The sequence below is a fragment of the Labedella endophytica genome (assembly GCF_003990045.1).
Lineage (GTDB): Bacteria > Actinomycetota > Actinomycetes > Actinomycetales > Microbacteriaceae > Labedella > Labedella endophytica.
Map to the genome: position 1 here is coordinate 428,466 of NZ_RZGZ01000001.1, position 20,070 is coordinate 448,535.

At 70.4% G+C, this 20,070-nt stretch carries 17 protein-coding genes; 12 read left to right on the forward strand and 5 right to left on the reverse strand.

Going from position 1 to position 20,070, the window contains the following annotated elements; translation table 11 throughout:
* Window positions 1–24: 24 nt before the first annotated feature.
* The gene (locus tag ELQ94_RS02100) at window positions 25–879 is read left to right on the forward strand and encodes a PPK2 family polyphosphate kinase (protein WP_127046671.1); all 855 of its coding nucleotides are present in this window, start codon (window positions 25–27) and stop codon (window positions 877–879) included.
* A gap of 153 nt (window positions 880–1,032) precedes the next feature.
* Here ELQ94_RS02100 and ELQ94_RS02105 read toward each other — a convergent pair whose 3' ends face one another.
* The gene (locus tag ELQ94_RS02105) at window positions 1,033–2,283 is read right to left on the reverse strand and encodes an isochorismate synthase (RefSeq protein WP_243696817.1); all 1,251 of its coding nucleotides are present in this window, start codon (window positions 2,281–2,283) and stop codon (window positions 1,033–1,035) included.
* Window positions 2,284–2,334: 51 nt separating this feature from the next.
* Window positions 2,335–2,874 (reverse strand): hypothetical protein, encoded by a 540-nt coding sequence (locus ELQ94_RS17210; RefSeq protein ID WP_166404628.1) that lies wholly within the window; start codon window positions 2,872–2,874, stop codon window positions 2,335–2,337.
* 143 nt (window positions 2,875–3,017) lie between these two features.
* Here ELQ94_RS17210 and ELQ94_RS02120 point away from each other — a divergent pair, with 143 nt between their 5' ends.
* The 6 genes from ELQ94_RS02120 to ELQ94_RS02145 all read left to right on the forward strand — a co-directional run bounded on the left by ELQ94_RS02120 (window position 3,018) and on the right by ELQ94_RS02145 (window position 9,650).
* Window positions 3,018–3,734, forward strand: coding sequence for a demethylmenaquinone methyltransferase (locus tag ELQ94_RS02120; RefSeq protein WP_127046677.1), 717 nt, complete (start codon window positions 3,018–3,020; stop codon window positions 3,732–3,734).
* Window positions 3,731–4,567, forward strand: coding sequence for an MBL fold metallo-hydrolase (locus ELQ94_RS02125; RefSeq protein ID WP_127046679.1), 837 nt, complete (start codon window positions 3,731–3,733; stop codon window positions 4,565–4,567). Before ELQ94_RS02120 ends, ELQ94_RS02125 begins: the two co-directional genes overlap by 4 nt.
* 31 nt (window positions 4,568–4,598) lie before the next feature.
* A complete protein-coding gene (locus ELQ94_RS02130) occupies window positions 4,599–6,188 on the forward strand; it encodes an APC family permease (RefSeq protein ID WP_127046681.1) in 1,590 nt (529 codons plus the stop codon).
* 144 nt (window positions 6,189–6,332) lie between these two features.
* On the forward strand, window positions 6,333–7,397 hold the full coding sequence (locus ELQ94_RS02135; RefSeq protein WP_127046683.1) for a polyprenyl synthetase family protein: 1,065 nt from the start codon (window positions 6,333–6,335) through the stop codon (window positions 7,395–7,397).
* A 70-nt stretch (window positions 7,398–7,467) separates the two neighbouring features.
* Window positions 7,468–8,859: an FAD-dependent oxidoreductase gene (locus tag ELQ94_RS02140; protein ID WP_127046685.1), complete on the forward strand. Its 1,392-nt coding sequence runs from the start codon at window positions 7,468–7,470 to the stop codon at window positions 8,857–8,859.
* A 59-nt stretch (window positions 8,860–8,918) separates the two neighbouring features.
* Complete coding sequence (locus ELQ94_RS02145) at window positions 8,919–9,650, forward strand: hypothetical protein (RefSeq protein WP_127046687.1); 732 nt, start codon at window positions 8,919–8,921, stop codon at window positions 9,648–9,650.
* 94 nt (window positions 9,651–9,744) lie between these two features.
* Here ELQ94_RS02145 and ELQ94_RS02150 read toward each other — a convergent pair whose 3' ends face one another.
* The 3 genes from ELQ94_RS02150 to ELQ94_RS02160 form a co-directional block, all read right to left on the reverse strand.
* The gene (locus ELQ94_RS02150) at window positions 9,745–10,770 is read right to left on the reverse strand and encodes a CPBP family intramembrane glutamic endopeptidase (protein ID WP_127046689.1); all 1,026 of its coding nucleotides are present in this window, start codon (window positions 10,768–10,770) and stop codon (window positions 9,745–9,747) included.
* Between the two features lie 133 nt (window positions 10,771–10,903).
* Window positions 10,904–12,427 carry a PucR family transcriptional regulator gene (locus tag ELQ94_RS02155; protein ID WP_127046691.1) on the reverse strand — a complete coding sequence of 508 codons (1,524 nt, stop codon included), beginning with the start codon at window positions 12,425–12,427 and terminating at the stop codon, window positions 10,904–10,906.
* A gap of 10 nt (window positions 12,428–12,437) precedes the next feature.
* Entirely contained in the window at window positions 12,438–13,424 is a 987-nt protein-coding gene (locus ELQ94_RS02160) for a CPBP family intramembrane glutamic endopeptidase (RefSeq protein WP_127046693.1), read from the reverse strand.
* A 180-nt stretch (window positions 13,425–13,604) separates the two neighbouring features.
* Between ELQ94_RS02160 and ELQ94_RS02165 the strand changes: the two genes are divergently transcribed.
* The 5 genes from ELQ94_RS02165 (at window position 13,605) to ELQ94_RS02185 (ending at window position 20,050) form a co-directional block, all read left to right on the forward strand.
* Window positions 13,605–14,786: a sensor histidine kinase gene (locus ELQ94_RS02165; protein ID WP_127046695.1), complete on the forward strand. Its 1,182-nt coding sequence runs from the start codon at window positions 13,605–13,607 to the stop codon at window positions 14,784–14,786.
* Window positions 14,783–15,487: a response regulator transcription factor gene (locus ELQ94_RS02170; RefSeq protein WP_243696818.1), complete on the forward strand. Its 705-nt coding sequence runs from the start codon at window positions 14,783–14,785 to the stop codon at window positions 15,485–15,487. Before ELQ94_RS02165 ends, ELQ94_RS02170 begins: the two co-directional genes overlap by 4 nt.
* Window positions 15,488–15,631: 144 nt before the next feature.
* Entirely contained in the window at window positions 15,632–16,999 is a 1,368-nt protein-coding gene (gene gabT, locus ELQ94_RS02175; protein WP_127046698.1) for a 4-aminobutyrate--2-oxoglutarate transaminase, read from the forward strand.
* A gap of 105 nt (window positions 17,000–17,104) precedes the next feature.
* Entirely contained in the window at window positions 17,105–18,565 is a 1,461-nt protein-coding gene (locus tag ELQ94_RS02180) for an NAD-dependent succinate-semialdehyde dehydrogenase (RefSeq protein WP_127046700.1), read from the forward strand.
* Between the two features lie 120 nt (window positions 18,566–18,685).
* The gene (locus ELQ94_RS02185; RefSeq protein WP_243696819.1) at window positions 18,686–20,050 is read left to right on the forward strand and encodes a flavin monoamine oxidase family protein; all 1,365 of its coding nucleotides are present in this window, start codon (window positions 18,686–18,688) and stop codon (window positions 20,048–20,050) included.
* The last annotated feature ends 20 nt before the right edge of the window (window positions 20,051–20,070 follow it).

Genomic DNA, 20,070 nt, shown 5'->3' on the forward strand with positions numbered 1-20,070 from the left:
GCGGGAAGTCGCGAGGATGGGTCGATGGACACCTCGATTCTCCGCGTCGGCCCGGGCTTCCGCCTCGCCGACGTCGACCCCTCCTCGCGGCCCGGCTTCCCCGAGGAGGACCCGAGCGGCGACGACCGGAGCCCGAAGAAGCGCGGTCGCGCCGAGTTGGACGATCGCGTCTCGTACCTCTCGGATCTCCAGGAGCGGCTCTTCGCCTCCAGCACGGCGGGTGCGACCGACAGCGTATTGCTCATCGTGCAGGCGATGGACACCGCGGGCAAGGGCGGCATCCTGCGGCACGTCGTCGGCTCCGTCGACCCGCAGGGCGTTCTCATCACGGCGTTCAAGAAGCCCACGGAGGAGGAGCTCGCGCACGACTTCCTGTGGCGCGTCGAGCGACGAGTCCCCGGGCCCGGCACCATCGGGGTCTTCGACCGCTCGCACTACGAGGACGTGCTCATCGGCCGCGTTCGCTCGCTCGCCGCGCCGGAGGAGATCGAGCGGCGGTACGGCGCCATCGTCGACTTCGAGCGGGGTCTCGTCGAGCGGGGCACACGCGTGGTGAAGGTGATGCTGCACATCGGGCCGGACGAGCAGAAGGAACGACTCGCGGAACGCCTCGACCGCCCGGACAAGCACTGGAAGTACAACCCGGGCGACGTCGACGAGCGGCTCCTGTGGGACGCGTACCAGGACGCCTACCAGGTGGCGATCGAGCGCACGTCGACGGAGCAGGCTCCCTGGCATGTCGTCCCGGCGAACTCGAAGTGGTTCGCGCGCCTCGCGGTGCAGCAGCTCCTCATCGAGGCGCTCGAGGCGATCGATCCGCAGTGGCCGGCCGCAGACTTCGACGTGGAGAAGGAGAAGGCCCGCCTCGCCGCCAGCTGAGCGGCGTCCGCCTCTGAATGCATTCCTCTGGTTTTGCGTACGCAACTACCCGCCGCGGGTGAAATTTCACCCGCAGCAGGTAGTTGCGTACGCAAATGACCGAGGGGAGGGGGGCCGGAAGGAAAGAAAGGCGGGTAGCGGAGGAGAGTTCCGTCAGCCGAAGGCCTCGACGATGGGGCGGAACTTCATGCGGGTCTCGGCGAGCTCGGCCGCCGGGTCGGAGTCGAGGACGATGCCGCACCCGGCGTAGGCCGTGACGGTGCCGGAGGGTGCGACCTGGGCGCAGCGGAGCGCGATCGCCCACTCGCCGTCACCGGCGGCGTCCACCCAGCCGACCGGTCCGGCGTAGCGGCCGCGGTCGAAGGGCTCGAGCTCGGCGATGAGCTCGACGGCCTCGGCTCGGGGCGCGCCGGCCACGGCGGCGGTGGGATGCATCGCGTCGATGAGGTCGATCGACGAGGCGTCGCCCGCGAGACCCCCTTCGAGGTCGGTGGCGAGGTGCCACAGGTTCGGGAGCTTGAGGGCGAAGGGGACCTCGCTCGTGGAGAGGTGGCGCGTGAACGGTGTCAGCGTCTCGACGGCGCTGCGGACGGCGAACTGGTGCTCGTCCTGGTCCTTGCTCGAGGTGACGAGGGCGAGCGCCGCCTTCTGGTCCGTGTCCGCGTTGGTGCCGCGCGAGGCGGTGCCTGCGAGCACACGCGCGCCGACCGTCCGGTCCTCCACGCGGACGAGCGTCTCCGGGCTCGAGCCGACGAGGCCGTCGACGGAGAACGTCCAGCAGTCGGGATAGCCGAGGGCGAGATCGGTGAGGACCCGGCGGAGGTCGGCGCCCTGCGGGATGCGGCCCGTGAGCTCGCGTGCGAGGACGACCTTCGAGAGGTCGCCGTGCGCGATGCGCTCCACCGCCTGCTCCACGTGGTGCACGAAGCCATCGGCCGTCTCCGCTCCCGCGCCGAGCGAGATGCGGAACTCGTCACCGAAGCGGCGCGACGGGACGAGCCGTGCGGCGTCGTCCGGCTCGTCGGCGCGACGGATGCGCGTGACGAAGGTGTGGCTCCCGCGCCGTCCGACGATGGTGCGCGGCACGATGAGCGTGCTCGGCATCCCGGAGACCCCCGAGAAGGCGAAGGTGCCGAAGGCCACGAGTCCCGAGCCGGGCACCCCCACGGCGTCGGAGACGGTCGCCGCTTCGGCGATCCGCCGCCAGAACGCGGCGGCCTCGCGCATGCGGTCGGGGCCGGTGAACTCCAGACGCAGTACCTCGCCGATGCCCACCATGCCGTCGCCGCGGTGCAGCCACGCGAGCGGGCGCTCGCCGTCCGCGTAGGCGAGGAGGGGGCCGATCCCGTCGGCGCGCGTCGTCGTCGCGATCAGGGAGGGTGGGGGCGTGTCGAGGGGACTCACGAATTCCAGCCTAGGCCCGGGAACCGCGGCCCGTCCCGGCGCCGTCAGTCGTCACCGGGGGGAATCGATCCCGATGCTCGACGGCACGATGAAGTACCAGACGGCGGTGACGTCGGCCGGGCACTCGTCGGGGACGGTCAGTCGTGCCGCCGGCGAGGTCGTCCACCCGTTCGCACCCATGTACCGCAGGGGTTGCCCGAGCTCGAAGTCGTCCATTCCGACGGCCGAGATCCGGCCGTCCGCGAGGTCCGTCCCGACGGGGAAGGCGACGATGCTGCGCTCACCGGTGTCGTCCTCGAGCCCGAGGCAACCGCCCCCGAGGTCGACGAGCGTTCCCGCCTCGAGGTCGGCGGCGTCCGGGTCTCCCGCGATCGTGGCCGCGGACGGGTCGTACACGGCCGCGCGGTACTCGCCGTCGTCGAGGATGTCGAGCGTGGCGCCACCGGCGGCCGGGGGAGCGGCCTCCGTCGGGACCGGCGTCACCGAGCCGAGGTCGGGGGCGCCCGGGGCGTCGGCGGCGCATCCGACGAGGGCGAGCGTCATGATCGCGCCCGCGGCGAGCGACGATCGCATCCCTGATCCGATTCTCACGCGGCCTCCGACCCTCCATCCCAGTCTCCGCCGCGGCCTCCGCGGTGTCCATGCGCGGACGGTCACGAATGGACGTCGGAACGGGGCTCGTGCCACCGTGCGACCCCCAGGTCGCGCCCGGTCGGCGCGCCTAGAATGACCGGGTGAACAACAAAGCGGATCTCTCCAAGCAGCCCGGTCAGGTCTCGGCGATGTTCGACGAGGTGTCGACCCACTACGACCGCACGAACACCGTCCTCTCCGTCGGGAACGACCGCTTGTGGCGGGTCGCGACCACGCGCGCCGTGGCCCCGCAGAAGGGCGAGCGCATCCTCGACCTCGCCGCGGGAACGGGAACGTCGAGCGCGGCCTTCGCCGCCTCGGGTGCGAGCATCGTCGCCGCCGACTTCTCGCCCGGCATGCTCGACGTGGGCCGCCGCCAGTTCGGTCACCTCGGCAACATCGAGTTCGTCGAGGCGGACGCGACGGCCCTGCCCTTCGCCGACGCGGAGTTCGACGCCGTGACCATCTCGTTCGGCCTCCGCAACGTGGAGGGACCGCAGAAGGCGATCGCCGAGATGCTGCGTGTGACGAAGCCGGGCGGCCGCATCGTGATCTGCGAGTTCTCGACTCCGCCGAACCGCGCGTTCCGCGGGCTGTACGACTTCTACCTCGACCACGTCATGCCCACGGTCGTGAAGGTCGTGAGCTCCAACTCGGTCGCCTACGACTACCTCGACGAGTCCATCAAGGACTGGCCCGCACAGCCGAAGCTCGCGCGCTGGCTGCGCGAGGCCGGCTGGCAGGACGTGGCCTGGCGGAACCTCACCGGGGGCATCGTCGCGCTGCACCGCGGACGGAAGCCGCTCGACGCAGCATGACGCGCCCTGTCGGGTCCGGTGGGAGGAACAGCAACGCTCCGCTCCTCCCCGTCGTAGACCCGTGGTTCCGCGTCGTGCCGAGTGCCGACGGACGCATCCTGCGGGTCGATGAGCCGCACGTCGACCCGCTCGTCGCGGCCAACGTCTGGATCGTCCGGGGGCGGGAACGCGAACTCGTCGTCGACACGGGACTCGGAATCGTATCGATCGACGAGGCCGTCCCGGGACTGTCCGGGCGCGATCCCCTCGTCGTCGTCACCCACGCGCATCTCGACCACGCCGGGGGCGCGTCGGCGTTCGCGCGGGTCCATGCGCACCCGGCCGAGGACCTCGTCCACCCGAGGGCCGCGAGCCTGCACGGACCCTCGGAGCTCGACCTCCTCGGCCTCCACGACCCTGCCACCCGCGCCGAGGTGGGGGAGTGGCTGATCTCCGCCGTCCCGCACGCGGGTTTCGACCTCGCTGCCTACGAGGTCCTCCCGCCGGCGGAGACTGTGGCGATCGGGGACGGTGATGTGCTCGATCTCGGCGACCGGCGCCTCACCGTGCTCCACCTGCCCGGGCATTCCCTCGGATCGATCGTGCTGGTCGACGAGCACGACGGCCTCCTGTTCTCGGGGGACGTCGTCTACGACGACGAGCTCTACGACGACATGGACGGAGCTGATCCGGTCGTCTACCGCCGCTCCCTCGAGAGGCTGCTGTCGCTCGACGTGCGGAAGGTGTATCCGGGCCACGGCGAGGTGTTCGGCCCGGAGCGCCTCGCCGAGATCGTCGCCGAGTACAGCGGAGAGGACCACACGGCCGGGCCATCCGAGCCGCGCTCACGTTGACACCCGGGGGAGCCGGGAATAGGTTTCGTGCATGAGCGCACCCGACGGCTCTGGACGCACTGTGGCGGCCGGAGCGAAGAACCCCGGAACCGACCCGAACCCGCCCACCGGATCGAAGGGACTCTCCCTCGGGACCCTCGGTCTCTGGGGCTCCGTCGTCATCGGCCTCGCCTCCACGGCACCCGTCTACTCCCTCGTCGCCACCCTGGGCTTCGTCGTCATGGCCGTGGGCGCGCAGGCGCCCATCGCGTTCATCGTCGCCTTCATCCCGATGCTCTTCACCGCGTTCGCCTACCGGGAGCTCAACCGCGCGGTGCCGGACTGCGGCACGACGTTCACGTGGGCGACCAAGGCCTTCGGGCCGTGGGTCGGCTGGCTCGGCGGCTGGGGTGTCGCGATCGCGGGCATCGTCGTGCTCGCGAACCTCGCCCAGGTGGCCGGTCAGTATCTGTGGCTCCTCGTCGGCGACGGGTCCCTCGCGTCGAACGTCCCGCTCGTCACGGGGACGGGCGTCGTGTTCATCGCCGCGATGGCCTGGATCAGCTACCGGGGCGTCGAGATCGGCGAGCGGATCCAGAACATCCTCCTCGCGATCCAGTACATCGCGCTCGTCCTCTTCGTCGTGGTGGCCTTCGTGAAGATCGCGACGGGCGACGCGCCCAACGCGACGCCGATCTCACTCGACTGGTTCAACCCGCTCGCGTTCACCGACTACTCCGGCTTCATCGAGGCCGTCCTGCTGGCGCTCTTCATCTACTGGGGCTGGGACACGTGCCTCGCGCTCAACGAGGAGACGAAGGACCCGGAGAAGATCCCGGGCCGGGCAGCGGTGCTCTCGACAGGGATCCTCCTCGTCACCTATGTGGCGGTGACGGTCGCGGCGATGTCGTTCGCGGGGCTCGGTGAGACGGGAATCGGGCTCGCGAACGAGGCGAACGCGTCCGACGTCTTCCTCGCTCTCAAGGACCCGGTGCTCGGTCCGCTGTCGTTCGTCCTCGTGATCTCGGTGCTCGTGTCGGCGGTGTCGTCCACGCAGACCACGATCCTGCCGACCGCACGCGGCACGCTCGCGATGGCCGCGTACAAGGCGCTGCCGAACCGCTTCGGCTCGGTGCACCCGCGATTCCTCACACCGTCGTTCTCGACGTTCGTCATGGGCGTCGTCGCGATCGTCTACTACGTGGTGATGACGCTCATCAGCGACAACATCCTGCAGGACTCGATCCTCTCGCTCGGACTCGCGATCGCGTTCTACTACGGCCTCACCGGATTCGCCTGCGTCTGGTTCTTCCGCCGCGACCTCTTCAGTTCCGTGCGCGACTTCTTCTTCAAGGGACTGCTCCCGCTGCTCGGAGCGCTCATGCTCGCCTACGCGTTCATCCAGTCCGCGATCGACATGCTCGATCCGGAGTATGGCTACACGGTCCTCCTCGGAGTGGGCGGCACGTTCGTCGTCGGGATCGGATCGCTTCTCCTCGGCGTCGTCTTCATGGTGGTGTGGGCGCTCTTCGCCGAGTCGAAGCCCTTCTTCCGGGGCGAATCGCTCAACCGCGACACCGAGGTCCTCGTGCCCGAAGAGCCGGAGTCCTACGGCCGCTCGATCGACGGCGGCCTCACGTAGCTCGCCCCCGCCACCTTCCGTGAAGTGTCGCGAGCTGTTGCCCCACAGGCACGCGAAGCAACAGATTGTGACACCTCACGGGAGTTGCTGCCAGTCTGCCGCTACCCCGTCGGCGGAGCATGATGGCTCGGATAGGCTGTGAGAGTGAATCCAAGCGCCCCCACGCGAGGGTCGAGCCTGTCCAAGCAGTTGGGGCTCGCCGAACGGATGTTCGCGACCCCCGAGACGAAGCGTCTGCTTTCCGCTATCGAGGAGGGGCTCGACGCCGTCGAAGCGAGTCTCGCCGCCGAACTGAGCTTCACCGACGACCTCGCCGACGCCACCAGCCGGTACCTGCTCGACGCAGGCGGCAAGCGTGTGCGTCCCATGCTCCTGCTCCTGACCTCCCAGCTGGGCGACGGGGCCGTCGACGACGTGATCACCGCGGCGCGGGGCATCGAGATCACCCACCTCGCCTCGCTCTACCACGACGACGTCATGGACCACGCCGACCGCCGCCGCGGCGTGCCGAGCGCGCACACCGTCTGGGGCAACTCCATCGCCATCCTCACGGGCGACCTCCTCTTCGCGCGTGCATCGAACCTCATGGCGAGCCTCGGCGAGGGTGCCATCCGCTTGCAGGCCGAGACCTTCGAACGCCTGGTCCTCGGCCAGCTCCATGAGACCGTCGGCCCGAAGGACGGCGAGGACGCGCGAGCGCACTACCTTCAGGTCCTCGCCGACAAGACGGGATCGCTCATCGCCGCCGCCGCCCGCGCGGGCGTCATCTTCTCCCACGCGCCCACCGAGTTCGAGCAGCCCGTGGTGGACTACGGCGAGAAGATCGGCGTGGCGTTCCAGCTCGTGGACGACGTCCTCGACCTGTCGACCCAGCCGGAGAAGACCGGGAAGGTCCCCGGCACCGACATCAAGGCGGGTGTCGTGACGCTCCCGCTCATCTCCCTGCGCGAGCGAGCGGCGACCGACCCGACCTCGGCCGCGCTCCTCGAGCGCATCGACCGCGGTGCGAACGCGTCGGAGGACGCCGACTCGGCCGACTTCGACGCGGCCATCGCCGAGCTGCGCGCCCACCCCGCCACCGCCGACACCCTCGCGGAAGCCCACCGCTGGGCGCGCGAGGCCGTCGAGGCCCTCGCCCCGCTGCCCAAGGGGCCCATCAAGACCGCGCTCACGCGTTTCGCCGACTCGATCGTCGAACGCAGCAGCTGACAGGCGCCCACTCGGCGCATCACATCGAGCGGAGGCCGCCGGCCTTGCCCGACAGAAGGAGAACGCACACGTGAAGTTGAGACTCGCCATCGTCGGTGCCGGCCCGGCAGGGATCTACGCCGCGGACATCCTGCTCAAACAGGAGCGCGCATTCGACGTGTCGATCGACCTCTTCGAGCGGCTCCCCGCTCCCTACGGGCTCGTCCGCTACGGCGTCGCCCCCGACCACCCGCGCATCAAGGGCATCATCAACGCCCTGCGCGACGTGCTCGACCGCGGCGACATCCGCATCTTCGGCAACGTGAACTTCGGCACCGACGTGACGCTCGACGACCTCAAGCAGCACTACCACGCCGTCATCTTCTCGACCGGAGCCGTGCGCGACGCCCCCCTCGGCATCGAGGGGGTCGACCTCGACGGCTCGTACGGAGCGGCCGACTTCGTCAACTGGTTCGACGGGCACCCGGACGTGCCGCGCACGTGGCCGCTCGAGGCGCGCGAGATCGCCGTTCTCGGCAACGGCAACGTCGCGCTCGACGTGGCCCGCATGCTCGTGAAGCACCCCGAGGACCTGCTTCCCACCGAGATCCCCGACAACGTCTACGACGGTCTCGCCGCGTCCCCGGTGACCGACGTCCACGTCTTCGGTCGTCGCGGACCGGCGCAGGTGAAGTTCACCCCCCTCGAGCTGCGCGAACTCGGCGAGCTGCGCGACGTCGACATGATCCTCCACGACGAGGACTTCGACTACGACGACGCCTCGAAGGCCGCCGTCGCCTCGAACAAGCAGGTCATGGTGATCGACCGCGTGCTGCAGGCCTGGAGGAAGCGGGAGACAGGGTCGGCGAGCCGCCGACTGCACCTCCACTTCTACGCGAAGCCCCTCGGACTCGTCGACGACGGCACGGGGAAGGTCTCGGCCTTCCGGTACGAGCGCACCCGACCGGACGGCGAAGGCGGTGTCGAGGGGACCGGTGAGATCCGCGAGATCCCGATCCAGGCCTTCTACCGCGCCGTCGGCTACTTCGGCTCGCCGCTCGACGGCGTCCCGTTCGACGAGGAGCACGGCGTGATCCCGAACCACGAGGGTCAGGTTCTGCATTCAGAGAGCAACGAGATCGTGCCCGGCGTCTACGCCACGGGGTGGATCAAGCGTGGGCCGGTCGGCCTCATCGGCCACACGAAGTCCGACGCGATGGAGACGATCTCCCACCTCGTCTCGGACCAGAGCAACTGGTGGAGCCCCTCCCACCCGGACGAGGAGAGCGTCGAGGCGCTCCTGACCGAACGCGGTGTGCGGTTCACGACGCTCGACGGCTGGCACCGGCTCGACGAACACGAGCTGTCCCTCGGGACGGAGCGCGGCCGCGAGCGCGTGAAGGTCGTCCCCCGCGAGGAGATGGTCGAGGTCTCGCTCGGCGGCGCCGACCCCGTGGTCGACGCCCCGACGGTCGACGCCTAGGGGACTTCTCCACCCCGGTATAGCCGCGATTCGGGCCGTCGCGTCGATAGGCTGACCGCATGACGAACGAGGGAAACGCCAACCAGAACCCGTGGCCGGGTCAGCCGCAGCAGCCGTACGGCCAGCCCCAGAACCCGCCGGCGCCACAGCAGCAGCCGTACGGCCAGCCGCACCCCGGGCAGGGCGGGCCCTCCGGTCAGCCGGGACAGGTGCCGAACGGGCAGCAGCCGACCGGCGGGTCCCCGTATCCGTCGCAGCCGCCGGCTCCGCAGCAGCCGTACGGTCAGCAGCCGAATCAGCAGCCGCCGTACGGTCAGAACCCCAACGCTCCGCAGTACGGAGCCGCCGGACAGTACGGGGCCCCGAAGCCGAAGCGGTCCCTGCGCGAGCCTCTCGTCGGTGCGATCGCCGTGGCCGCCGTGGCGATCTTGTTCGCGATCCTCAATCTGCTCGGCAACCTCACCTACGGCCTCGGGATCATCGGTTCCTCGTTCGGGTACGCCCTCGTACCGATCGTCTTCGCGGGGCTGGCCTTCGTGGCGTCCGCCTTCATCGTCCCCATCGAACCCGCGACGACGCGGCCGGCGTTCCTGCGTGCAGCCCTCGTCGCCATCGGCGCGGGAGCGGTCGGCCTGTTCCTCATCTCGCTCGTCTTCTCCGCCTTCAGCATGAACTTCCTCGGTAGCTTCATCAACTCGGCGCTCCTCGGCACGGTCACCAGCTCCATCCAGTACGGGGCGATCTTCATCGCCGCGATCCTGCTCGACCGCATGGGGCGGAAGACCTCTTAGCACCGTCGCGTTGCGACGCACGAAACGACCGCGGGGAATACCCGTCGCGGTCGTTTCGTGGTTTCAGGAGGCGTCGCGTCCCGAGGGTCCGTCGTCAGGCCGCAGGGGGAGCGACCGTCGCGGGCGTCGGCTGGCGGGCCCCGCGGGCGGGGGGCAGCGGTGCCGTCGTCGTGACGCCGTTCCGCTTCGCCCACCACGTGCTGAAGAGAGCGGCGGCCACGCACAGCGTCATCGGGATGAGCATGAACGGTCCGGCCGTGCCCGCCTCGCGCTGGAAGACCATGTCGGTCTGCGACATGAGCGCCGTGGGAACGAGGAGGAGGACGTTGTTCGTCACGTGGATCAGCACGGGGGCCTCGAGGCCGCCCGTGCCGCGAGCCGCGACGGACAGCGACGCGCCGAAGACGAAGTAGTACGCGATGAGCCACGGGTCGCCCGCGAGGTGGGCGGAGGCGAAGATCGCTCCCGAGATGATCACACCGGCGACGAAGGCGACCATGGGGCGGGCGAACCACGAACCCACCGAGCGCTGGATGAGGCCACGCGCACCGTACTCCTCTCCCGCGGACTGGAGCGGTGTCGTGAGGATGACGACGAGGACCATGGCGATCACGGTTCCGTCGATGACGATCGCATCGGTGGGGGAGAACAGGTACGAGACGCCGACGTAGACCGCCCATACCGGCACGATCACGAGAGCGAGTCGCCCCACCCAGCGCCAGCGGAAGCGGCCCTCGACGGATGACATCCACCCGGGGCGCACGCCGAAGAGCCACCACTGCAGGAGCATCGCGAGCGGCCAGAGCGCGGCGAGCGAGAGGTTGTTGGCGAGCATCGTCCAGGGAGTGAGGACGATCGAACCCGCCGCGAGATCCTCCAGCGTGTACGTGCCGGTCGCGAGGTCGACGACGACGCCGAGACCGCCGAGCACGACCGAGAGGATGAGGAATCCGACGACGAGCAGCACGATCGCGACGACACCACGCCACCAGGCGGGCGCCACGCGGAGGGCGTGGTCGTAGGTGAACGCGGTGCGGCCTGAGGGCTCCGGCGTCGATGCCGGAGCCGAGGGAGCGGGTGCGGGATAACCGGGAGCGGGGGTGCCTTCGAATGCGGTCATGGCTCCACGTTAGGCAGATCGGACAGCCTCCGCCTCCCCCCTGAGACGGGCGACGTGAGGCGGAGTCGCGCAGCCCGCCTCACGTCCTCGGTGGGGATCACTTCGCCGGTGGGGATCACTTCGCCGGTGGGGATCACTCCCTCGGCAGCGACCGGAGCGCGCGCAGCGCGATCCACGCCTCGGTGCGAGCGGTGACGGTCGAGAGGTCGCGCTCGATGAGCCGCTCGATCGTCGTGACGCGCGATCGGAGGGTGTGGCGGTGCACGCGGAGTCGCCGGGCGGCCGGATCGGTCTGCCCGTTGGCCGCGAGCCACGCCTCGAGGCTCTCGAGCAGGGCCGGGTCGTGGGCGATAGGCCGCAACACGGCCGAGGCGATCGTGCGGGACTCCGGTCGATCGAGGAGCCAGTCGACACCCCGCGTTGCGAGGTCCGCGGCGCGCACGACCGGTGTCTCCGTGGAGCTCACGGCGAGGGCCGCTCGCGCCTCGTCGTCCGCTCGGGCGAGATCCGTCCGCGCAGACGGAGCGGAGACACCGGCCCGAACGGTGCCACGGTCGGCGACCCGCGATCGGATGGATTCGACGGCGTCGTCGAGGAGGGGAGGGGCGGCGATCACGACGACGGTGCCGTCGAGCCCGGCCGCGAGGACTCCACGTGGGAGATCGTCGTGGGTGGGGAACCCCTCGTCAGGGGACAGGGCGCCGTTCCCGGTGGCCGGGGCGACCGACAAGCGGGCGATGGCCAGGTCGCCAGCCGGGAGGTCCTCCGCGAGCCCGCCGAGCACGGACCCCGCGAGATCGGCCCGTCCCTCGAGGAGGAGTCGGACCGCCGCCGTGCGGACCCCCTCCTGTGCGCGGGAGACCCCGCGACCCTGTTCGAGCGCGAGTCCGACGAGGGCGACGACGCTCGTGACGACGGTCTGGTCCGAGGCGTCGAGCTCACGGCCGCCGATGACGGCCAGGACGCCGCGGAGTTCGGATCGGCGTCCGATCGTCTGGAGCACGGCGCTCTCGCCTCGATCGTGCAAGGAGGAACTCGACCGCTGCCCGCGCGCGAGGAGGCGCTGCGCCTCGTCGAGGACGGCGGTACCGAGAGGACCATCGCCGAGCGCGCCGTGCGCCACCGTCGCGCTCGCATCGACGAGGACGACGGCCCGGTCGAGCTGTCGCGCGAGTTCGTCGAGCGTCGCGGCGACGCCGTCCGCTCGGAGCGCGGAGAACGCGATCGCGCGCATCGCGCCGAGGGCCCAGGTGTCGCGTGCGTGCTCGGCGGCGGCGACCCGATCGGCGATCGCTCGCGCGACGGCGATGAAGGGCACCTCGTACGGCACCTCGAAGAGGGGGAGGCCGGTGGCTGCACACGCGGCGACGAGCGGGGCCGGCGTCCCGGTGGTCGCCACCTCCGTGCCGAACCCGAGGGCGGCGATCCCCGCCTCCGTGAGCCGGTTCACGTACACGGCGGCGTCGATCTCGCCCGTGAGGAACTGCGTGCCCGTGGTGAGGAGGATCTGTCCCGGGTCGAGGAACGGCGTGGGGTCGGGGAGATCGGAGCCGTGCGCCCACGACACGGCTTCCTCGAGCGCACCGTCCGCCCCCGGCTCGAGGAGCGTGAGTCGCAGCGACGGCTCCGCGATGAGGGCGCGGACCGTGGGGTGCATGCTCGGAAGTCTAGACGCGGGCCTCGGCGACCGCGGTCGGCCCCGTGAGGTCTGCGGTGGGCCGTGGCCCCGCGGACGTCACGGGTTCGAAGAAGCGCAGGCCGTGCCTCCGCGACACCCAGAGCGCCAGTCCGGCCGTGACGCCCAGGGTCAGCGGCAGGCTCAGCAGGAGTGCCTCCGGGGGGACCGCGCCCTGCTCGAGGGACGACGGGCTGAAGGGCGCGAGGAGGAACAGCACCAGGTTGTTGGCCGTATGGACGACGATCGCGAGCTCCACACCGCCGCTCTTCCAGACGAGGAACCCCATGCAGACGGCGAAGACCGCGAGATCGATCTGGCCCACCCAGTCGTAGCCGTGTCCGATCATGAAGAGCGGCACGGGCAGGAGGATGCCCCAGAGCGGCGAGCGGAGCCAGATCCCGAGCACCTGCTGAGGGAGGGCGCGGAAGGCGTACTCCTCGGCGGCGCACTGCAGCGGGGTGAGCAGGAGCACGACGGCGAGCACGGCGAGGAGACGGCCGTCAGCAGGGGGCCACGAGAGGTCCGTGGGCGGAGCGAGCACGAAGGAGCCCACGAGGACGACCGCGTAGAGGGGGAGGACCACGCTCGCGGCGCGGAGGAGGAGTCCCCAGCGGACGCGGCGCGCGACGGAGTGGATCGCTCCGCGCATGCCTCCTCCCCAGCGGGAGCCGAGCACGACGGCCGGCACACCGATCGCGATGAAGCCGAGCAGCAGGAGGACGTCCCCGGGGTTCCGCGGGTCGGCGAGTCCCTCCGTGGGCTCCCACGACAGGATGATCGTCGCGACGGCGAAGACGACGATCGCGATCCCGAAGCCCCCGAGGGCGAGGCCGGTGGTCACTCCGAGGGTGGCGAGGGGGCGCCACCATCTCGCGGTGCCCGGCCGTTCGAGGGCGAGCCGGTGATATGGCGTGTTCCCCGGGGTCGGGCTCGGGCTCGGGATCGGTGCCGCGAGAGCGGGTGCGTCGGTGTTCATGTCCCCAGCCTCCCGATCGGCGGCGGCCGGCGGATCGTCCGTTCGGCCGTGATGCACGGGACCGCCCTCCTCCCTTCGGACGATCCCGGGCAGCGGTCGCGTTCATAGGATGGCCACATGACCCCCTCGAGTGCAGCCGGACCTCGTCCGCCTGCGATGAGCGCGTCAGGGGACCGGGGCATGCGCCGATCCCGCTTCCGCGCGCTGCTGACCTCCACGGTCTGTCTGATCCTCGGCTTCGGTGTGTTCCTGCTCCTCCTGGGGCTCGAACTCGGGATTCCCGGCGACACGTCCTCGGCGGCGTTCGTACTCCTCGTCCTCGCGGATGCGGCGATCGGGGTCGTCGCGGCCGTCGCAGTGGGTCCGATACGCCGATCCCGCGTGGGGAACCTGCTCATCGTCGTCGCGTCGATCGCGAGCACGTGGGCGCTGCCGGCGTTCGTCGTGAGTGTCGTGCGACTCGGAGCGCGTCGATCGCTCGCCCTCGACATCGTGATCGTCTCCCTCGTCGCTCTCGGTGGGCTCGGGGCCACCGTGGTCCACGACCTGGCGATCGGGCGGCCGTCGGAGGACCTCGTCCTGATCACCGCGATCGGCGCGGCCGGGGCTCTCATCCTGCTGCTGTGGGGACGGGCGCGCGGGACGCGGGCGGCGCTCGTGGATGCGCTCCGCGAGCAGGCGGCGTCGGCCGAAGAGGCGCACCGGGCGTCCGAGCGGACGCGGGAGGCCGTGGTCGCCCGGGCTCGCGCTGAGGAGCGGAGCGCCATCGCCCGCGACATGCACGACGGGATCTCCCACCAGCTCGCGATCGTCGCGATGCACGCCGGCGCACTGGCCTACCGCACGGACCTCGCGCCGGAGCAGCAACGCGATGCCGCGCAGACGGTGCGGGATGCGGCGGCGGAGGGGAGCGTCATGCTGCGCGACGCGCTCGTCGCTCTCCGTACGTCCGATGGGACGGAGACCCGCGTCCCACTGCGGGATTCCGTGTCGATCGATCAGCTCGTCGAGGCCGCGCGCGACGCGGGTCACGACGTCGAGCTCCGGTGGACGGGCATCTCCCCGGCGGAGCTCGATGAGATGCCGGGGCGCGCACCGACGGTCGCGCGCATCGTCGAGGAGCTCCTCGTGAACGCTCGGAAGTACGCGCCGGGCGCCGCGCATTCCCTGGGGATCGGGCGCGACGGCGACGGCCTCGTCCTCCGCTCGAGCAATCCGCTCGCCGGACCGGTGCCCGAGACGGCCACCGGGACGGGGCTCGGTCTCGTCGGGGTGGCCGAACGAGCGGTCATCCTCGGGGGGAACGCGCGCTTCGGCCTCACACCCGGGAACACGTTCGACGTCGAGGTGCGGCTCCCGTGAGCGCGCCCGCCGCGCGTTCGGCCGTCCACGTGCTCCTCGTGGATGACGAGGCCCTCATGCGGGCGGGACTCCGCCTCATGATCGACGGGACGGACGAGATCGTCGTCGTGGGGGAGGTCGCCGACGGGAGCGGGGTCGCCGACGCCGTCGAGCGGCTCGACCCGGACGTCGTGCTCATGGACATCCGGATGCCGGTCGTCGACGGGATCGCGGCGACGGCCGCCCTCCGCCGTGCCGGCTCCCGGGCTCGTGTCGTGATCCTCACGGCCTTCGACACCGATGCGCTCGTGCGCGATGCGCTCCTGGCTGGGGCCGTGTCGTTCCTCGTCAAGGACGCGGCTCCCGAGGCGGTGGTCGCGGCCGTTCACGATGCGGCCGCCGGGCGGTCGTCCTTCTCCCCGACGGCCCTGGCCCGACTCGTCTCACTCGCAACGCGGGAGGACGGGCCCGTCGGGGATCGGAAGGCCCCTCGGGATGCTCCGTCCGCTCCCGCCCTCCCCGAGATCGTGACCCCCCGGGAATGGGAGGTCGGCCGCCTCGTCGCGCGCGGGCTCACGAACGGCGAGATCGCGGAAGCACTCTTCGTGAGCCCGACGACGGTCAAGACGCATCTCTCGAGTCTCTTCGCGAAGCTCCACGTCACCAACCGGGTGCAGCTCGCGATCCGGGTGCTCGAACAGGAGTCGCTCGAGCGCCCGTAGGCCACCAGAGTGTCGAACCCACTCTCTGTCAATAGACAGACTGGACATCGACGCGCTGGCGTCGCGCTTCTACGATGGCGGGAGCGGCATCGGCGCACGGCCCTGTCCGCGACGGACCCATCGACACCTCGGGAGACAGCGACCATGGCCATCGACACCGCCACGACCGGCACCATCGGATCCGCGCTCGAGCGGGACGAACTCGTCCAGGAGCGCCGCATCGTCACCGATCTCCCCGGCCCGCGGTCTCGCGCGCTCATGGAGCGCAAGCTCGCGGCGGTCTCCTCGGCTGTCGGCACGACGATGCCCGTCTTCGCGGCGCGCGCCGGCGGCGGCGTGATCGTCGACGTCGACGGCAACTCCCTCATCGACCTCGGGTCCGGCATCGCCGTGACGGGGGTGGGCAACAGCGCCCCGCGCGTTGTCGCGGCCGTGCAGCAGCAGGTCGCCGACTTCACCCACACGTGCTTCATGATCACGCCGTACGACTCCTACGTCGGTGTCGCGGAGGCGCTCAACCGCCTGACGCCCGGCGATCACGACAAGCGCAGCGCTCTCTTCAACTCCGGGGCCGAGGCCGTGGAGAACGCCGTGAAGATCGCCCGCTCGTACACGAAGCGGCAGGCCGTCGTGGCGTTCGACCACGCGTACCACGGCCGCACGAACCTCACGATGGCGCTCACGGCGAAGTCGATGCCGTACAAGAGCGGCTTCGGGCCGTTCGCATCGGAGATCTACCGCGCGCCGATGTCCTACCCGTTCCGCGACGGCCTCTCGGGACCGGAGGCCGCGAAGCGCGCGATCTCGCTCATCGAGAAGCAGATCGGCGCCGACAACCTGGCCGCCGTCATCATCGAACCCATCCAGGGCGAGGGCGGGTTCGTCGTTCCCGCCGAGGGCTTCCTCCCGGCTCTCGTCGAGTGGGCGCGAGCGAACGGCGTCGTCTTCATCGCCGACGAGGTCCAGACGGGCTTCGCCCGCACCGGGCACATGTTCGCCTCGGAGCACGAGGGCATCGTCCCCGACCTCGTCGTCACGGCGAAGGGCATCGCGGGGGGCCTCCCCCTCTCCGCGGTCACGGGCCGCGCCGAGATCATGGATGCGCCCCACGCCGGTGGGCTCGGCGGCACGTACGGCGGGAACCCGCTCGCGTGCGCGGCGGCCCTCGCCGCGATCGAGACGTACGAGGAGGACGGCCTCGTCGAGCGGGCCCGGTCCATCGGCGAGACGATCATCGCTCGGTTCCGCGACGCGGCCGCCTCCGATGCCCGCATCGGTGACGTCCGCGGGCGCGGCGCCATGATCGCGATCGAGTTCGTCGATCCCGAGACGGGCGAACCGGATGCCGCCCTCACGGGCCGTGTCGCGAAGGCCGCTCACGCCCAGGGCGTCGTGGTGCTCACGTGCGGTACCTACGGGAACGTCATCCGGTTCCTCCCGCCCCTCACGATCCCCGCCGCGCTCCTCGACGAAGGCCTCGACGTCGTCCTCCAGGCACTCGCGGCCTCCTGACACACCCCCTCCACCTCTCGTGAGGTGTCGCAATCTGTTGCCGAACCAGTCCGCAGAGCAACAGTTTGCGACACCTCACGGACAGTGAACTTCGGAAGGAACACCATGACGACAGAGCAGGAACTCCTCGAGAGCGTGCCCACCGGTCTGTACATCGGCGGCGAGTGGCGCGACGCCGAGGGTGGCAGGACATTCGACGTGACCGACCCGTCCACCGGGAAGACGATCGCGACGATCGCCGATGCGAGCGCGGCCGACGGGATCGCGGCGCTCGACGCCGCCGTCGCCGCGCAGGCCGAGTGGGCGGCGACCCCGCCTCGCACGCGCTCGAACATCCTCCGGAAGGCGTTCGACCTGCTGCAGGATCGGAAAGAGGACATCGCGCTCCTCATGACGCTCGAGATGGGCAAGCCGCTCGCCGAATCCCGCGGTGAGGTGGCCTACGGAGGCGAGTTCCTCCGCTGGTTCAGCGAGGAGGCCGTGCGCATCACAGGGCGCTACGGGCTCAATCCCGAGGGCACCGGTCACATGATCGTGAGCCAGCTCCCCGTCGGGCCGTGCTACTTCATCACCCCGTGGAACTTCCCGCTCGCGATGGCGACCCGGAAGATCGCGCCGGCGCTCGCCGCCGGATGCACGGTCGTCGTGAAGCCCGCGGCCCTGACCCCTCTCACGACGATGGCCTTCGTGAAGATCCTCGAGGACGCCGGCCTCCCGGCAGGGGTCGTCAACGTCGTGCAGACGACGAGCTCGGGTGAAGTGTCCGAGCCGATCATCGCGGACCCGCGCCTCCGCAAGCTCAGCTTCACCGGCTCGACCCCCGTGGGCAAGAAGCTCATCGCGCAGTCGGCCGAGGGTGTTCTGCGCACGTCGATGGAACTCGGCGGCAACGCGCCGTTCGTCGTCTTCGGCGACGCCGACCTCGACAAGGCGGTGGACGGCGCGATCGCCGCGAAGTTCCGCAACATCGGCCAGGCCTGCACGGCGGCCAATCGATTCATCGTGCAGTCCTCTATCGCCGAGGAGTTCGCGCGTCGGGTGACCGAGCGAGTCCAGGGCTTCGGCATCGGCCGCGGCACCGAGGACGGCGTGACGATCGGCCCGCTGATCGACGAGAAGGCCGTCGCCAAGGCGGAGGAACTCGTGAACGACGCCGTCTCGAAGGGCGCGACGGTCACGACCGGCGGCAACCCGATCGACCGCGAGGGCACGTTCTTCGAGCCCACCGTCGTGACCGGCGTGACGCGTGACGCGGAGATCCTCCGCGAGGAGATCTTCGGCCCCGTGCTCGCGATCGCGACATTCGAGGACGAGGACGAGGCCGTACGCCTCGCGAACGACACCGAGTACGGTCTCGTGAGCTACGTCTTCACCGAGAACCTCGCGCTCGGTCACCGCATGATCGACCGCCTCGAGACGGGCATGATGGGACTCAACGTCGGCGTGATCTCCAACGCCGCGGCCCCGTTCGGCGGCGTGAAGCAGTCGGGCATCGGTCGCGAGGGCGGGCTCGAGGGCATCCACGAGTACCTCTCGACGAAGTACACCCTGACCCCCGTCTCCTGACCCACACCCCACCTCTCGTGAGGTGTCGCAATCCGTTGTCTCCCTCACCGGGATGACAACAGATCGCGACACCTCAGGGGAGTTCAGACTCGAAGAACACGAAGCAGAGGAGCCACCATCGTGGACAGCCAGAACCCGATCGACGTGGACGTCGTCATCATCGGAGCCGGTGCGTCCGGCCTCACGGCCGCCACGCGACTCCGCGCCGCGGGCCACTCGGTCGCCGTGCTCGAGGCGCGAGATCGCGTCGGCGGGCGCCTCCGGACCGAGACCATCGAGGGTGCGCTCCTCGAGCTCGGCGGGCAGTGGGTCTCGCCCGACCAGACGGCCCTCATCGAGACGGTCGAGGAGCTCGGGCTCGAGACCTACTCGCGCTACCGCGAGGGCGACAGCGTGTACGTGAACGCTGCCGGCGAGCTCACGCGCTTCACGGGCGAGCTCTTCCCGGTGGCCGCCGACACGCAGAAGGAGATGGAGCGCCTCATCGCGATGCTCGACGAGCTCACGGCGGAGATCGGCCCGACGGAGCCCTGGGCGCACCCCAAGGCCGCGGAGCTCGACGCCGTCTCGTGGGGCGAATGGCTCGAGAAGCAGACCGATGATGTGGAGGCGCGGGACAACATCGCCCTCTTCATCGCCGAGGCCATGCTCACGAAGCCCTCGCACGCGTTCTCGGCCCTGCAGGCGATCCTCATGGCGGCCTCCGCCGGGAGCTTCTCCCACCTCGTCGACGCGGACTACATCCTCGACAAGCGCGTGGCAGGCGGGCTGCAGCTCGTTCCGATCACCCTCGCCGAGAAGCTCGGCGACGCCGTGCACCTCGGCGCGCCGGTCCGCCGTCTGGAATGGAGTGAGGACGGCGTGACCGCCCACGCCGATGGGCTCACGGTGACGGCCCGCCGCGCGGTCGTCGCGGTGCCGCCGAACCTCTACGGACGCATCTCGTTCGAGCCGCCGCTCCCGTTCCGCCAGCAGCAGATGCACCAGCACGTCTCGCTCGGGCTCGTCATCAAGGTGCACGCCGTGTACGAGACCCCGTTCTGGCGCGAGGCCGGCCTCTCCGGCACCGCCTTCAGCCCCTACCAGCCCGTGCACGAGGCGTACGACAACACCAACCTCGACGACGAGCGCGGAACGCTGGTCGGCTTCGTCTCCGACCTCAAGGCGGACGCGATGCTCGCGCTGCCGGCGGAGGAGCGCAAGCGTCGCATCCTCGAGTCGCTCGCGGCGTACTACGGACCGCAGGCCCTCGAACCGGTCGTGTACTACGAGAGCGACTGGGCTGCAGAGGAGTGGACGGGCGGCGCATACGCCGCGAGCTTCGACCTCGGCGGCCTGAGCCGCTACGGTGCCGACCAGCGCACGCCCGTCGGCCCGATCTACTGGTCGTGCAGCGATGTGGCCGCCGAGGGCTACCAGCACGTCGACGGGGCCATCCGGATGGGGCGCTTGACGGCCGACGAGATCGCGGCCACTCTGGCCTGACCTCGGGGTCGCGACACGGA